Origin of the sequence: Catenulispora pinistramenti, from assembly GCF_018274385.1 — a bacterium.
Lineage (GTDB): Bacteria > Actinomycetota > Actinomycetes > Streptomycetales > Catenulisporaceae > Catenulispora > Catenulispora pinistramenti.
This window is the reverse complement of sequence record NZ_JAAFYZ010000077.1, coordinates 25581-40935: the sequence shown is the minus strand read 5'-3', so window position 1 is coordinate 40935 and position 15355 is coordinate 25581. Positions and strand designations below refer to the sequence as shown.

The 15355-nt window shown below is 67.7% G+C and carries 15 protein-coding genes and 1 pseudogene; 12 read left to right on the top strand and 4 right to left on the bottom strand.

Features of this window, described 5'->3' with window-relative positions:
- Positions 1-127: 127 nt before the first annotated feature.
- The 7 genes and pseudogenes from KGQ19_RS52880 to KGQ19_RS22430 all read left to right on the top strand — a co-directional run.
- A pseudogene (locus KGQ19_RS52880) lies at positions 128-220 on the top strand (hypothetical protein); the annotation flags it as partial.
- 277 nt (positions 221-497) lie between these two features.
- Positions 498-875: a hypothetical protein gene (locus KGQ19_RS22455; RefSeq protein ID WP_230419164.1), complete on the top strand. Its 378-nt coding sequence runs from the start codon at positions 498-500 to the stop codon at positions 873-875.
- Complete coding sequence (locus tag KGQ19_RS22450; RefSeq protein ID WP_212011187.1) at positions 872-1051, top strand: hypothetical protein; 180 nt, start codon at positions 872-874, stop codon at positions 1049-1051. Before KGQ19_RS22455 ends, KGQ19_RS22450 begins: the two co-directional genes overlap by 4 nt.
- A 35-nt stretch (positions 1052-1086) precedes the next feature.
- A complete protein-coding gene (locus KGQ19_RS22445) occupies positions 1087-2340 on the top strand; it encodes an IS256 family transposase (RefSeq protein WP_212011186.1) in 1254 nt (417 codons plus the stop codon).
- On the top strand, positions 2337-2945 hold the full coding sequence (locus tag KGQ19_RS22440) for a histidine phosphatase family protein (protein ID WP_212011185.1): 609 nt from the start codon (positions 2337-2339) through the stop codon (positions 2943-2945). The genes KGQ19_RS22445 and KGQ19_RS22440 overlap by 4 nt, the downstream gene beginning before the upstream one ends.
- A 50-nt stretch (positions 2946-2995) precedes the next feature.
- Positions 2996-3472: a hypothetical protein gene (locus tag KGQ19_RS22435; protein WP_212011184.1), complete on the top strand. Its 477-nt coding sequence runs from the start codon at positions 2996-2998 to the stop codon at positions 3470-3472.
- 116 nt (positions 3473-3588) lie between these two features.
- Positions 3589-4164: an SMI1/KNR4 family protein gene (locus KGQ19_RS22430; protein WP_212011183.1), complete on the top strand. Its 576-nt coding sequence runs from the start codon at positions 3589-3591 to the stop codon at positions 4162-4164.
- A 349-nt stretch (positions 4165-4513) separates the two neighbouring features.
- Here the strand turns inward: KGQ19_RS22430 and KGQ19_RS22425 are convergent, their stop codons facing one another.
- Positions 4514-5458: a hypothetical protein gene (locus KGQ19_RS22425; RefSeq protein WP_212011182.1), complete on the bottom strand. Its 945-nt coding sequence runs from the start codon at positions 5456-5458 to the stop codon at positions 4514-4516.
- A gap of 300 nt (positions 5459-5758) precedes the next feature.
- Between KGQ19_RS22425 and KGQ19_RS22420 the strand changes: the two genes are divergently transcribed.
- The 4 genes from KGQ19_RS22420 (at position 5759) to KGQ19_RS22405 (ending at position 12397) form a co-directional block, all read left to right on the top strand.
- Positions 5759-7162: an AbiJ-related protein gene (locus tag KGQ19_RS22420; RefSeq protein ID WP_212011181.1), complete on the top strand. Its 1404-nt coding sequence runs from the start codon at positions 5759-5761 to the stop codon at positions 7160-7162.
- A gap of 418 nt (positions 7163-7580) precedes the next feature.
- Positions 7581-9257 (top strand): ISL3 family transposase, encoded by a 1677-nt coding sequence (locus tag KGQ19_RS22415; protein WP_438801873.1) that lies wholly within the window; start codon positions 7581-7583, stop codon positions 9255-9257.
- The gene (locus tag KGQ19_RS22410) at positions 9254-9961 is read left to right on the top strand and encodes a Shedu anti-phage system protein SduA domain-containing protein (protein ID WP_268907919.1); all 708 of its coding nucleotides are present in this window, start codon (positions 9254-9256) and stop codon (positions 9959-9961) included. The genes KGQ19_RS22415 and KGQ19_RS22410 overlap by 4 nt, the downstream gene beginning before the upstream one ends.
- 489 nt (positions 9962-10450) lie before the next feature.
- Positions 10451-12397 carry a zinc-ribbon domain-containing protein gene (locus KGQ19_RS22405; protein ID WP_212011178.1) on the top strand — a complete coding sequence of 649 codons (1947 nt, stop codon included), beginning with the start codon at positions 10451-10453 and terminating at the stop codon, positions 12395-12397.
- A 107-nt stretch (positions 12398-12504) separates the two neighbouring features.
- Here KGQ19_RS22405 and KGQ19_RS22400 read toward each other — a convergent pair whose 3' ends face one another.
- Positions 12505-12888 (bottom strand): hypothetical protein, encoded by a 384-nt coding sequence (locus KGQ19_RS22400; protein ID WP_212011177.1) that lies wholly within the window; start codon positions 12886-12888, stop codon positions 12505-12507.
- Positions 12889-13065: 177 nt separating this feature from the next.
- On the bottom strand, positions 13066-13209 hold the full coding sequence (locus KGQ19_RS22395; protein ID WP_212011176.1) for an SAM-dependent methyltransferase: 144 nt from the start codon (positions 13207-13209) through the stop codon (positions 13066-13068).
- A gap of 183 nt (positions 13210-13392) precedes the next feature.
- Between KGQ19_RS22395 and xylB the strand changes: the two genes are divergently transcribed.
- Complete coding sequence (xylB, locus tag KGQ19_RS22390; RefSeq protein ID WP_212011175.1) at positions 13393-14844, top strand: xylulokinase; 1452 nt, start codon at positions 13393-13395, stop codon at positions 14842-14844.
- Positions 14845-14892: 48 nt separating this feature from the next.
- On the opposite strand, the gene KGQ19_RS22385 is transcribed toward xylB, so the two are convergent.
- Positions 14893-15300 carry a nuclear transport factor 2 family protein gene (locus KGQ19_RS22385; RefSeq protein WP_212011174.1) on the bottom strand — a complete coding sequence of 136 codons (408 nt, stop codon included), beginning with the start codon at positions 15298-15300 and terminating at the stop codon, positions 14893-14895.
- Between the last annotated feature and the right edge of the window lie 55 nt (positions 15301-15355).

Genomic DNA, 15355 nt, shown 5'->3' with positions numbered 1-15355 from the left:
ACGAACCTCGAAGTCGACCGGTGACGGACGATCAAGACCCCAGACAGCCGCGCACGACCAGCACAAGCACCAACGAACCCTGACACACCAGTATCCCGACCAAGCGATTCAGGATGGCAGCCTCTCAGTGATCCAGTACAGGTGGGTCAAGCAGCTACCGCTCCGGCACACCTTCGGCCAGGATCTGCATGATGCCGGCGTCCCGCTGGACACGATCCAGAAGTTGATGGGCCACGACAAGATTGCCAGCACACAGGTCTACTCGAAGCCCACCATGGCCGACCAGTGGGTCGGCCTCAAACATCTGGAACAAGCCCGCTCGGCGCGGATCACCGGCGACGGGAACGTCGTGCTGCTGCCGATTCCGACGACGCTGGCCGATCATCCGAGCCACGATGGACTGCGGCAGCTGCGCAGAGAAGGGCAACGTCGCACGGCACGGACGTGCCTGCCAGTTCGGGAACGAATGCCTGAACTGCTTCTTCTTCCGTGCCACCGTGAGCGATCTGCCGGACCTGCATCGGACCCGCCACCGAAAAGCACGGCTGCTCGCACAACAGCAGGCACGCCTCATGCCCCAAGGCCGACTCGCGAGCGCATCGGCGGTCAAAGTACAGCTAGAAGTCGAACGCCTTGACGACCTGATCGCCACGCTGGAGCAGGAGATCCGCTCCAGCGACCTGATCACCGAGGACGACCGGCAGATGATCTGGGAAACGCTCGACTCCATGGAACGCATCGACCGCGAACTGCTGGAGCCGATGGGCGCGAAGCGAGGGCCCGTACGAGCGCTCGTGGACGAGCGCACCTTCCACCCGCTCGCCGCGGCCGAATTGTCCATCACAAGTGCTGGCCAGGAGCTGATCCCATCATGAGTGGGAAGAAGTCGACCCGCACCGAGATCCTGACCAGCGGACGCATGAAAGCCATCGACCAGAACCGCGCCAGCAGCGGCCAGGCGCAGCGGCGGGTCGAGCAATGCTCAGAACCTGTGGATCGGCTCGGTGGGGGCGTACCCTCCCGAGTGATCGATTCGAAGGTCACTGAGTAGGCCGACGCGCCAACGTCGGCTGGGAGGGCACGCCCATGCTTACGGTAGTCAACGCCGACAGTACGACCGAATCCGGCTCCCTGATCGATGAGATCGTACGCGAGGGCGCCCGGCGGATGCTCGCCGCAGCGCTGGAAGCCGAGGTCAACGCCTATATCGCGGAGCTTGCCGGGCAGCGGGACGAGGCAGGACGGCGCCTGGTGGTGCGCAACGGCTACCACGCTCAGCGCGCGATCACCACGGCGGCCGGGCAGGTGGAGGTCAAGGCGCCGCGGGTGAACGACAAGCGCGTTGACGCCGAGACCGGCGAGCGGAAGCGGTTCTCCTCGGCGATCCTGTCGGCCTGGGCACGCAAGACCCCGAAGATCGCCGAGGTGCTGCCGCTGCTGTATCTGCACGGCATGTCCACCGGCGACTTCGTGCCCGCGTTGGAGCAGTTCCTAGGCTCGACGGCCGGGCTGTCGTCGGCGACCATGACACGCCTGACCGCGACCTGGACCGAGGACCACAAGGCTTTCCAGGCCCGCGACCTGTCGGAGCTGGACTTCGTCTACGTCTGGGCCGACGGCGTCCATCTGAAGGTCCGCCTGGACGAGGCCAAGGCCTGCGTGCTGGTGATGATCGGCGTGCGGATCGATGACAGCAAAGAGCTGATAGCCCTGGCAGAGGGCTATCGGGAATCCGGCGAGTCCTGGGCGAACCTGCTGCGCGACGCCGAACGCCGCGGCATGCGTGCCCCGGTGCTCGCCGTCGGTGACGGGGCGCTGGGATTCTGGAAGGCGCTGCGCGACGTCTTCCCCGACACCCGCGAACAGCGCTGTTGGGTTCACAAAACCGCGAACGTGGTCGACGCCCTGCCGAAGTCGGCGCAGCCCGCGGCCAAGGCGGCCATCGCAGACATCTACAACGCCGAGGACAAGGACCAGGCCAGGAAAGCTATCCGGGCCTTCGAGCGGCAGTACGGCGCGAAGTTCCCGAAGGCCGTCGAGAAGATCACCAAGGACGAGGACGTGCTGCTGGCGTTCTACGACTACCCCGCCGAGCACTGGATCCACCTGCGGACCACCAACCCGATCGAGTCCACCTTCGCTACCGTCCGGCTACGCACCCGGGTCACCCGCGGTGCCGGCTCCCGCACCGCCGCGCTGGCGATGACGTTCAAGCTCATCGAGTCCGCCCAAGCCCGCTGGCGCGCCGTCAACGCACCCCACCTGGTCGCCTTGGTACGCGCCGGAGCCCGCTTCGAGCGCGGCGTCCTGGTCGAGCGCCGGGAAGTTGGCGCGGCATGAACGACCACACCCGCATCTGGTGCCTGCGCCACGCCGAGTCCGAGAATGTCACCGCCGCCGTCGCCGGCACGGTCCCGGCCGCACCGCTGACCGAACGCGGCCACACACAGGCTGCTGCCGCGGCCCGGGCGCTGGCCGACGAGCCGATCAGCGCGATCTACACCAGCACCGCGCTGCGCACACAGCAGACCGCCGCCCCGCTCGCCGCAGCCCGCGGCATCCATGTCCATACCCTGCCTGACCTGGCAGAGGTCGGCATCGGCGGCGCCGAGGGCAGCACCGACCCAGCGATCGGCCGGCAGACCGCCGAGGTGCTGCGCGCCTGGATCCTCAACGAGGACTTGGCACAGCACGTCGCCGACGGCGAGACCGGGCACGACGTCATCGCCCGCATCACCGCCGCCTTCGGCCGCATCGCAGACCGGCACCCCGGCCAAACCGTCGCCGTCGTCGGCCACACCGCCAGCCTGACGGCCGGCCTCGGCCGGCTCTGCAACCTCGGCGGCCGGGTCTGGGGAACACCCCTACCGCACGCCGAGCCCTTCCTCATCGACCTGGACGGCCACACCTGGCACTGCCCGGCCTGGCCCGGGACGAACCAGTGATCCACAGGATTTGACAATTGCTCCGGCGGGTCGAAGCTGTGATCGGTGAGATGGAACGCAGCGGCCGACAACTGTCCAACGCTGCGATTCGCCTCCAAGCCGACGTCCACGAGAACTGGCTCTACGAACATCGCGACGTGAAGGCATACGCAGACCGGGTACGTGCCCAGATCCGACAGGACAAGATCAGTGCCGCAGCAGCCGGACAAACGGAACTGGCCGAGCAGCTGAAATCCGAAAACGCGCAACTGCTCGCGCGGAACAAGGCGCTGGCCGGCCAGCTCCACGTCGTTCAGCAAGCGTTCGCGGAAGCCCGCGCTGACCAGATGGATGGGACCATCGGCTGCGCCGAGCTGGACCGCATCGGAGCTATGCAAGATCGCATCTCTGATCTCGAGGCCGCTCACCGGAAAGTGACAATGGAGCGCGACACGGCAGTCATCGAAGGTCTACGACTCCGGCGTGACCTCTCGGCGACGCACGCCGCCCTGGTCATCGCCGAGCGGCGAAGCGCAGTTTCGGACTGAAGCAAGGGCACTCTGATCTTCGATCGGCTGGTCGTCGAGCACGGCGCGGACGACATACAGGCTTTCATGATCACCCGGCTGCCGAAACATTGCTCCACAACTGGGGCCAGCCTGTCATGCTCGACGACGTGTGGAACCAGGAACAGGTGCGCCGTCGGCTTCGCGAACTGGCCGACGCGGACCCACAACTCCGACAGTTCGGCGCCAGACAGCACCGATACCAGCTGGGTCGGACGACTTCGGCAGAAGACCTCACACGGTTCGAGCGGGACAACGGCATCGCGCTGCCTGATGCCTATCGGAAGTTCATCACCACGGTCGGCGACGGCGGCGCGGGCCCCTACTTAGGGATGTATCGCCACGACGGCACGGACTGGGACAACCCGAACTACCCCTCGGAAGAACGCCGACCCGGTTTCCTGGCCACCGCATTCCCACACACCGAGCGGTTCCAGCCCTACCGGCCAGGACTGAGCGACGAGGACATCCTCTACGATCCGTCCTGGCTATCCGGGTCACTCGTGCTCGCCGCATACGGCTGCGGCGCCTACTTCCGACTCGTGGTCACCGGCGACGCCCGAGGCCAGGTTTGGTTCGATGACTTCGCATCGGACGAAGGGCTGACCCCGGGCCCTGACTTCCACGACTGGTATCAGGCGTGGCTGGATGATCCAGAACTCGGAGCACAGTGACGTCACTTCTCACCGAACTTTCGGCGTCCTCAACCCTCCGAGCGACGCCCAAACTCACCGACACGCGACGTCAGATCCCAGATCTCAAATTCAGAGCCAGGCACTCCGGCCCACCAGTGACTTGGCCGACCATGTAGCTGGTCCGCTCGACCGATCTCCGCAGACAGAGACCACGACTCTGGTCCCACCACCGCAACTAATGCTCAAGGTGCAGTCCCTGGCCGTGGACACGATCCATCGCGCGGGCAGCGCCGGGCATCTGCAGTTCCGGCACCTGCTGACGGGCTGACGGGCTCGTTTCGGCGCCGGCCGCCGCAGGGCGGCCGACGCCGAAACGGTGCCGACGGGATCAGGAGAGAAGGGCGGAACGCACGTTGGTGATCTGCGGACGCAGATTGCTGCCTCGATCCCCGGCCGGGTACCAAGACCGAAGCGCAAGCACGGAGTTCCCCAGGGCGATGTCATAGCCGTTCGACACGTCGCGTGCCTGGCAGCCGGGCACCCCGATAATCGGGTGGGTCAACATCGTCGCGACGTCCTGCACGTAGGGGAACTCCGACCACCGAAGTTCCCACCGGTTGCCGCAGCCGCGAAGGACTCGGCGAAACCCATAGGGACTGGAGGTCTGCGGGGCGCCGGGGCGGTCCAGCGGGTCCCAGAACCAGTACCCCATCGCCCATCCGCCCTGCGGATCACGGGCGTCAAGCCGCACGGCAAGGGCGGCGAGCAGGATCTCGATTGCCGGCGTCATCTCCGGGATCTGCGCGAGCGCCTGCATCTCGGCTTCGGTGAGTGCGAGCATTCCCAGTTCACGAGCGGTCGCGATCCGTGAGCGCTCGTTTTTCACGGCCCCGGGTTTGACGCGGCCGGTGACCCGGTCAGTGATGATCATCTCGGCGCCGGAGACGATGTCGAGGATGTGCAGTGTGTGCTGGCTGCATTCCTTGTCGGGGTTGTAGCGCAGTCCCGGAACGCGGAGTTCCTCGCCGCGGGCGACCATGCGACCGGCTACGTTGCGCGGACAGTCGGTGATGATCACCAGGCTGTCCAGGCGGGGCGAGAAGGTGACGTTGTAGCTGCACACTGCGGGGCAGCACCACGAGTTGTCGGCGTGGTCCTTCTCGTAGTCGTTGAACAGGCCGAGCGCCAGAAGGACGCGGAGCCTTCGCTGGGGGTCGGTACAGGTGTCGAGCCCGGGTGTGCCGTCACGGGCGGTGCCGGCTCGGGCGGCGACGGGTACCTCGCCGGTGAACGCACTGCGCTGCAGCGCGGAAGCACGCCTGTTGGAACGCATGGCGGACAGCCTTTCTGCTGCCCGGCCAGCATCTGTCACACCTGTCGGTGAATTGTGTGCAGCGTTCGATGGATGCGGAGTGGGCGCACCACGCCCCTGTGGCTGGCCAGCGAGTCACGCCGGGTGACTTGTGGCGTCGGCGTTCCAGGCCTCCGCGGCCCGGCATCGTGATCACGGTAGCGGATCCGGCCGCGGTCACATGCTCAGGCCGGATCTGTTCGAGTTGGCGTGTCGTGACGCCACCCGTCGTATGTCGCGGTGTCGGAGACGCTTGTCCGTGCGCTCTGTGAGAATGGCTCTGTGACGGACAGTGTGGACCGGGCGAGGCTCCACGAGTTGGTCAAGGATGTCGTTCTCGGCCTTCATGCCTACTCCCACAAGGCCATGGATGCGATTCGCGATGAACTAGGCCTACTGGAACCAACAGTCGAAGACCCGACGCTGGCCAGGAGGGCACAGGCCATGGCGTCCGCCCTGCAGGACACCGACGTGGTCCCCCTGGCCCGGCGGATCCTGGAGCTCCGGTCCCTCAGCCTGACCCTGGCGACACGCTTCGCCATTCAGGATACGTTCTGGGCCGCCGACGGCTTCCCGGAGATCCCGAAGAAGGCCCGCCACGAACTGGCACGCAGCCTTGATCTATCGGACCTGGTTCGCGACGCGCACCGCTTCATGGCGTTGCTGGACAGCCTGTGGGTTGTCAGCGGCGGCGGCCTGGACATCGTCTCGGCCGCGCTCTTCCCTGGCCTTGCGACGAAAGGACTTCGCGACCAGATCGATCAGCACGTGTTCCGCAATCCCGGTGACTGGACGACCGAGTACCTCTTCGAGCAGCTTGGGGCGTTCGCAGCGGGTGACCGGCGGTTCGCACTGTTCCTCGAGGGCCTGGTCTCCCCGGATCTCGTGCCTGACGAGCCGGTTCAGCGAAGCATCACCGACACCATGAACGAGCATCTGCTCCCGGTTGGCGTCGAGCTCCGTGAGACCGGCAGCGACGGCGGCTACCCCGTCTTCAGCGTGGTGGCGTTGAACTCCCCGCGCGGCCGACCGAAGAACATCATCTTCGCCTCTCCGCGGAAGCCGGACATCCGGTTCCGCGACGCCCTCGACAACGACATCGAGATCGCGAGCAACCCCGACGATGTTCTGATCTACGACCGGCCCATCGGCTCCGACGGCGTCCGATGGCAGGATCTTCAAAACTGGTGGAAGGACACCCGCCAGATCGCGGAGGACGACGAAGCGAAGACGACCCTGTATCAGAGGCTTACCGCCAGCCTCCCGAAGGACTCCCCGCCGCAGTACAACCTGTACCGGCTCTACCACGAGATCCACGGCAACGCGATACTCGGCCTGCCGGCACTACTGCCCGAGGTATGGCTGCACTGGGATCCGAAGACCGTTCAGGAAAGAGGCCCCGAAGCCCTGCTGCGCTTCCGCATGGACTTCCTCCTGCTGCTTCCGCACGGGCCCCGGATCGTCATCGAAGTGGACGGGCAACAGCACTACACGGGCGCCGACGGACGACCCAGCCCCGCCAAGTACGGCGACAACGTACGCAGTGATCGGGACCTGAGGCTCGCCGGGTACGAGGTGTTCCGATTCGGCGGGTCTGAACTGCATCGCCCTGAGCCGGCCCGCGTCCTGCTCCAGCGATTCTTCGCCGACCTCTTTCACCGCTACAACGTCCGGCCTACCGAGTAGATGCGGGCTCGCGGACGTAGTGTGCTGCTGTGACGAACCCGGTGAACCCCGAGACTGCCAGCGCGTTCGCCCATCCGTTCGTCGGCCACCTTCCCGGATACGCCGCCGAGTGCCAGACAGTCGGCACGGCCCCCCTGACGAGGCCACATACAACCGGTACCTGACGAAGCGCTGGCAGGAACTCCTGGACAGCCCCGACTCACAAGACGAGCGGCTGCTGCACACCTTCCTGGAACGACACCCCTCACTCTTGCCGGGCAGCGCCGGCGTCGACGGCGACTCCGGACACTGGTGTCAACGGCCATGAGGAAGTCGGGGTGGGCGGCCGGGTGATGTCGAGGCTGGCGGACATCAGAAATGGTTCTGGCGCTGATCTTGTGACTGGCCGGGTTCGTGATCTTGCCTGGTCTCTGCGAGGATCGCGCGGTGCCTATCACAGTGTTCTTATGAACTCCTGCCGCACCTTGCCGGCGTCATCGTCGAGCAGATCGAGCGCGGCGTCGGGTCGGTAGTGCTGGGCGCTCGCGCCCGTAGCAACTCGGCGGCATGTCCGAACTGCGGCGATGCCGCGGGCCGCGTCCATGGCCGGTACGTGCGCAAGCTGCGGGACGTCGCGATCGGGGGCGTCGGCGTTGTGATCCGTCTGACGGTACGGCGGTTCCGCTGCCAGAACCCGGCTTGCCGGGCTGTCACGTTCGCCGAGCAGATACCGGGGCTGACCAGCCCGCACTCCCGGTTCACGCCGCTGCTGCTCGACGAGTTCGACGCGATCGGCTTGGCGCTGGCCGGCCGGGCTGGAGCGCGGCTGTCTGCGAAGCTCGGTATCGCGGTGAGCAGGCACACCCTGCTGCGGCGGGTCCGCGCGCTGCCCGAGAGCCAGTCGGCGACCGGGCCGCAGGTCCTCGGGATCGACGACTTCGCCCTGCGCAAGGGCCACGTCTACGGCACGGTACTGATCGACATGACCACGCGTCGACCGGTCGAGCTGCTGCCCGAGCGCACCGCGGGCCCGGTCGCGGCGTGGCTACTCGCGCATCCCGGCGTCGAGGTGATCTGCCGCGACCGGGCCGGCGCCTACGCCGAGGCCGCCCGACTCGGCGCCCCCGACGCACTCCAGGTAGCTGATCGCTGGCACTTGTGGAACAACTTGTGCGAGGCCGTGGAGAAGACGGTCGCCCGGCACCGCGGCTGCCTGCGCGAACCGGTCGCGGGGCCCGCCGCACCGGCGACGTTGGACCTGGCAGCGACCGAAGCGACCACCTCGCCTCTGGCTATCCGCACCATCGAACGGCACCGCATGGTCCACGAACTGCTGGATGAGGGCGCGACCCTGACGAAGATCCAGCGCAAGCTCGGCTGGGACGCCAAGACCGTCCGCCGCTACGCCGACGCCGACAACCCGTCCCAGCTCATGGGCGGTGTCACCCGGCCCAGCGTGCTGGACGACTTCAAGCCCTACGTCATCGAGCGCTGGAACGCCGGGATCACCGATGCCGTCGTCATCACCGCCGAGCTGCGCGACCTGGGCTATGAGGCCACCGACCGCACCGTGCGCCGGTTCCTGGCGCCCTACCGCAAACAGGCCGCGAAGATCCCGGCCGTCCCGGTGCCGCCGACGGTCCGGGACGCCACCGGCTGGCTGACCCGCCACCCCGAGGGCCTATCCGCCGACGAGCAACAGCGGCTCAAAGGCATCCTGGCCCGCTGCCCGGAACTGGACGACCTGTCCGGGCTAGTCACAGACTTCGCCAAAATGATGGTCAACCTCGACGGACACCTACTCAACGCCTGGATCACCGAGGTCCGCATCGCCGAGCTGCCCGACCTGATCCCGTTCACCAGGGGCATCGTCCAAGACCACGCCGCCGTCACCGCCGGCCTGACCCTGCCGTTCAGCTCCGGTGCCGTCGAAGGCCACGTCAACCGTATCAAGATGCTGAAACGCCAGATGTATGGCCGCGCGAAGTTCGATCTGCTCCGCAAGCGGGTGATCTACGCCCGAAGATCACGGACGCGGCCGATCACAAGATCAGCGCCAGAACCACTTCTGGTGTCCGCAGAACCAGACTCTGCTGTCCGCCCAACAAGACTTTGACACGTCCGCCGTCACACTGGCCATTCCCACCGGCCGTCATCTCCAAGCCGAAGCTGCCCGGCCTCAGCGACCGTGAACCAGACTTCATGTGGATCGCCACCGACAGCGCCAACCTGTACCCGGTCCTGATCGAGATCGAGACCCCGCACAAACCCTGGTTCTACGGCGACCGCGCGGAGATCCACAGCAGCTTCATCCACGCCCAGGGCCAGCTCGCCGAGTGGCGTGCCTGGTTTAACGAAGGAACCAACCCGCTCGCCTTCCTGGACCACTACGAAGTACCCGACCTCTTGCGACGGCGGCAACTGGCGCCTCGATACGTGCTGATCTACGGCCGGAGAGATGACTACGCAGGGTCACAGCGACGCCTGGAGAAGCGGGCCCAGCTCGCCCGCGAAGACGAGCGACTCATGTCCTTCGACCGGCTCACGCCGGCGAAATACGGCCCGATGCTCGCGTGCGTCGCCAAGCGACAAGACGGGTACCGCGCCGTGTCCGTCCCGCCGTCATGGACGATCGAGAACGACGGCGACGACTACCTTCCGGTACAGGGGTGGGACAGCGCCCTCGACGCGGCCGAGGATATGGCTGAGGTGCGGCGCAGGTACCTGAAAGCCGAGCTCGGCCAGCTGCTGGCCGATCCCCACCGGCACTATCAAACCGGCGATGGAGGAGTTCGGTTCCGTCATATCCGGTGGTTGTAACCTCGCCAGACCCCAGTACGACTGCGAGCGGAGTGGGCCTGCGAAATCTCAATATCCGCACGTCAAAGACAGTTTCGAGGCCGTTTCCTGGCCCATCTCTGGTCCACGCGACATTTCGACAGAAAGATCAGGGCGTTGATGAAGCTGAGGCGAGGCCGGGCTTTCAAGACCCCTGGTCCAACCCTGGGCCATGCTCCTGACGATCCGCTAGAAGCATCAAGATCAAAGAGAAAATCCCAGCTCAGAGTACCTGAACTGGGGGCTTCAATGGGAGCGCCGCCAGGGACTTGAGCCCCGAGCCCGTGGATTCTGGTCGGGACGCGCTTGGTCGGCGAAACGTTGAAGGCGCTGAGCCTCTTCGCGTCGGACGAGGTCGGGGCGCTGGACACGCCTGAGTCGTACAAGCAAGCGATCGCAGGCGCTCGCGGCTTCCCGGTGAGGTGTGCTACTTCTGCGAGGAGTGTCGGTACCGCCTGGCACTCTGGTGTGATGGCCATCACGCATAGGGCGGACGACCTCCCGAGCGCCTTACTCGGCATGTCCCGGGCGGACCGCTACGAACGCCAGAAAGCTCACTGGCAGGAGCGCACACGCGCTTGGCGTGCGGAGATGCTGCCGGTCTTGGCCGAGTTGCGTGCGCAGATCGCCCGGATCGAATCCGGTTCGGCTGCCTTGCGCGAGGAGATCGTCGCCACGGTACGCGGACTGGCCGATCCCCGCGTTGCGAAGGTGGCCGACGTACCGTCGCTGCTTGCACAGTGGGCCGATGCCGAGGACCCGCGTCGAGTCGGCCTGCGCGACGCTAAGGCGCGCGATTGGAAGTGCACTGTCGAGGCGTCACATGGCACTTGGCCGGCACCGCCGAAAGACCGGAGCCGTGCAGATCGCCCGAGTATGTGTCCACGGTGCACGGGAGCGGCCCCGAGCACCGGTGAACTTCCCGCCTACGAGCGGTCGGTGGCTGCAGTCGCGCCGTTGGCCGCCGAGCTCGACCCCTCGTCTGGTACACGGGAATCCATCAGTTACGGCAGCAACGAACTGGTGCGGTGGCGGCACGTCGTGCCGGCGGTCTGCCCCACGACGGGAGTCTGGTACTTCGCCACCCACGTCTGGGAGCAGACTCCTAAGAGCCGCACTGGACTGAGGACCAAGGCCGACGGCACCGTGACCGGTGTCAACGGCTGCCGGATCTGCAACTCTGACGAGGCCGATGCGAGCAACTGTCTGCGCTCGTGGTACCCGGAGCTGGCACAGCAGTGGATCTCGGCGCCGGGAGGCCGTACGCCGGACAACACCCCTGTCGGGTCAAAGATCGACGTCGAGTGGACGTGTCTGGAGCCGGAGCATCCGACCTGGACCGCGCCGCCCAACCGGCGAACGGCCAAGGCTCTGCGCTCCGGATGTCCCCGGTGCAGCAAGAATATCTCCGATAAGCAGGTCGCCCTCTTCCACGAACTTCGAACGCACCTGCCCGCCCTGGAGTTGGAGGCACCGATGCTGGTGCCACCGCTTCCAGGCGAGCGGTACAACGTGGTGCGAGTCGACATGTGGGACGAGACCATTGCCCTGGTCGTGGAGTTCGACGGCTGGAGGACCCACGGGCCAGCGGCCTGGCGCGACCGCAGCGAGTACGACCGCCGCAAGACCCAGCGCCTGACCGCTGCCGGGCAAACCGTCATCCGCGTGCGCGAGGACGCCGACGTCCTCGGCTCGAACGACGTCCGTGTTGGGTCGGGCTGGTCGGCGTGGAAGGTCGCGCTCGCGGTCCTCAAACGTATTCACCAGCTTGGCCTCCACGAACTGCCCGGACTAGCGGAGTACGCAGCGCGCGGTTCGGATGCCGCTGCCGCCGACACGGAGGCGGCTCTGTTAGGGACGCCCTATGTACCCCGGCGTGCCACGAAACCGCCGCGTGCGCCGAAGCCGCGCGAGCTCAAAGTCCTCCCGCCCCATACGGACAGCCTGCTCACCCCGATCGGCCCGCCGTACGAGAACCCGATTCCCCGCCGCGGAGCACTGCGCAACTACGAATGCGGGTGTCCGAACAAGACTCGCGTCATTGGCGCCGTCCAAATCGACGTCCACCGCGGCAACACGAACAGCTGCGGCTGCAAGGCGCAGGCCACAAAACGCCGGAAGCGCAGCGGTCAGGGACGGCCGCCCGCCAAACGCGTCCGTCATTGGGCGGCCAACGTCGGCGTCGATGCCGGGTCCACGGGGGCCGTGAGCGCGCGCGTGGTCGCCTCCTACCGTCTGGACGTCGCCGGGCGGCGCGATCTGCTCGGCGAGGACAACCTGATCCCTGAGTCGGCGGTCTTCCAATGGTTCGACGAAGCGGGGAAGGCGAAGCTCAGCCGTGAACGCATGCCCTCGGACAGTTGGCTGGACTACGCCGAGGCCATGCTCGAGCAGCAGCCTGAACAGCCGGACCTGTAGGGCTGGACACCCGCGTCCGGCTTCGGCACCGGGCGGCCCCCGCGGCAGTGGTGAACGTAGCCGCTGGAGCAGGTTACGCCGACATGCGCCGCGCACCGGGCGAAGGGTCAGGCCGTGTCGAAGCGGGTGCTGCCCTGGATGTCGTGGATCCCGACCATGTACGGGTTCTCCCACGCCGAGATGAACTTCACGGTCGGGCCGGCGTCGGTGACGACGTGGAACAGCGGGTCGCCGGGCAGGATCGCGAGCACGGTGGCCGGGTCCGATACCGGGGTGGACACCGCGACGGGGGCCGTGGCGGAGCGGCGCGTCTTTGTCTTGGTGCCCCGCAGCGTCTCCCCGACGGTCGCGGTCCACAGCGTGCCGTTGTGCAGGTAGGTGATGGAGTAGAACCGCCGCCCCGGCGGCGGGACGGGCGCAGAACACAGCTGGGCCCAGCGCGCAAGCCGATCTTCGAGGTCACTTTCGGGAACGCCGGGGATAGAACCCATCAACCGGACATTCTCTCAGATCCTCCGCGCGTCGCTGCCCGGTCGCCACGGCGCGAGGCCGAGGGCACCTGGGCGAAGCACACCGGCCAGCCTGTAGTTGACGTGACCACGAGCGCTACCCTGAGCGGTGACCCAAATGCATACGGTTGACAATATAGCTTGACTGGGCTGCGCGTTTCACGGTAAGCACTGTGTATTACGGAAGTACCCGCCGAGCAGGTAGTCATAGATCCGCGCGGGATGGGCCTTGCCGCGGTCGATCGCCGGCGGCGTCCACTCCGGCAGCCGCGAACCGTCGTCGCCGATCGACTCGTCGGTCATCTTCGACCCCTCCCGGTGAGGAAATTCGTGGTGGGCGTCCCACGTGTCGATCAGGCTAGCCGAAGATCGTCGAGCCCTGATACCTCGTGCGGCGCCGGACCGACAGTGCGGCACCGGGCCGAAGCCGATGCGCTAGGTTCACTTGTCGAATGATTCGCCGCAGCCCGCCGGGAGTGCCAGGAAATGATCGGTAACGCCCTGGTCGCGGGCATCGACTCGGCGACCCGGTGGTGCCAGGTCGTGATCCGCGACGCCGCCACCGGGGAACGGCTGCGGGCCGGCGCCGCACCGCATCCCGACGGCACCGAGGTGCACCCCTCGGCCTGGTGGGAGGCGCTGGGCCAGGCGGTCGCCGCGGCCGGCGGGCTGGAGGACGTCGCCGCGGTCTCGATCGCCGGGCAGCAGCACGGCATGGTCTGCCTGGACGACGAGGGCGCGGTGGTGCGCCCGGCCCTGCTGTGGAACGACACCCGCTCGGCCCGGGCCGCCGCCGACCTCGTCGCCGAACTCGGGGGACCCGCGGCGTGGGCGGACGCGGTCGGCACCGTGCCGGTCGCGGCCCTGACCGTCGCCAAACTGCGCTGGCTGGCCGGGAACGAACCGGCGCGCGCCCGGGCCACCGCCGCGGTCTGCCTGCCGCACGACTGGCTGACCTGGAAACTCGGCGGCGGCCGCGATATCAGGATGCTGACCACCGACCGCAGCGACGCCTCCGGCACCGGCTACTACTCCCCCGCCGCCGACGCCTACCGGCCCGATCTGGTCCAGCTGGCCCTCGGCCGCCAGCCGCTGCTGCCGAAGGTGCTCGGCCCGGCCGAGACGGCCCGGATCCTGGAGCCGTCGGCCGGATTCGCCCCGGCGGACTCCCCGCGCATCCGGCTCGGCGCGGCCGAGCTGAACCCGCTGCTGGTCGCCGCCGGATCCGGCGACAACGCCGCCGCCGCACTCGGCCTGGGCGCGGGCCCGGGCGACGTGGTGGTGTCGATAGGCACCTCCGGCACGGTGTTCGCCTGCTACGACGCCCCCACCGCCGACCCGACCGGCGCGGTGGCCGGCTTCGCCGACGCCACCGGAGGCCACCTGCCGCTGGTCTGCACGCTCAACGCCGCACGGGTCCTGGACGCGGCCGCGGCACTGCTCGGCGTCAGCCTCGGCGAGCTGTCCCGGCTGGCACTGTCCGCCCCGGCCGGCGCCGACGGCCTGACGCTGATCCCGTATCTGGAAGGCGAGCGCACCCCGAACCGCCCGGACGCCACCGGCACCCTGCACGGCCTGCGCCTGACCAACTCCACCCCGGCCCACCTGGCGCGCGCCTACATCGAGGGCATGCTGTGCGGACTGGCCGACGGCCTGGACGCGCTGAGCGCGGTCGGCGTGCCGGTGGAGCGGATCCTGCTGGTCGGCGGCGCGGCCCGCTCCGAGGCGGTGCGCACGATCGCACCGGCGGTCCTCGGCCGCCCGGTGCTGGTGCCGCGCGCCGGGGACTACGTCGCCGACGGCGCGGCGAAGCAGGCGGCGTGGGCCTTGAACGGGTCGGCGGCGCCGCCGGCGTGGGACGTCTGCCAGGCGGAGAAGGCCGAGGCCGAGCCGGTGCCGTGGCTGCGGGAGCGCTACCACGGGCTCCGGGACGCTTAGCGGCCGAGCCGCCACACGCCGTGCGGCCGGGTTCCGCGGGAGGCGGCGCTAGCTGCGCAGCTGCGCCGCGAGGCGGGGGTCGCCGTAGGCGCGGAACAGCGCGATGCGGCCGTCGCGGATCCGCAGGATCTGCACCGACATCACACTGAACGGCTTGCCGGTGGTGGTGATGGAGCCCTTGGTGTTCACCTCCACCACGATCACCTCAGGGTCCTGAGTCTGGTGGACCGCGGTCACGTCGAAGTCGTCGATGCGCAGCGGCGAGGCCGCCATGCGGCGCGCGTATTCGCCGATGGCCTCTCGGCCGGCCAGGCGCAGGGGCGCTTCCGGCGTCCCCTCGAACGGCATCTCGATCACGGCGTCGGGGGCGAACAGGGCGGCGAAGCCGTCGGCGTCGCCGTCGAGGATGACTTGGCGGCGGCGGTCCAGGAGGTCGGCGGGCGTGGCGAAGGACATGAGGCGCTCCTTGGGGCTCGTTCATTCAACGCTTGTTCAATGAACGAGCCTAGGC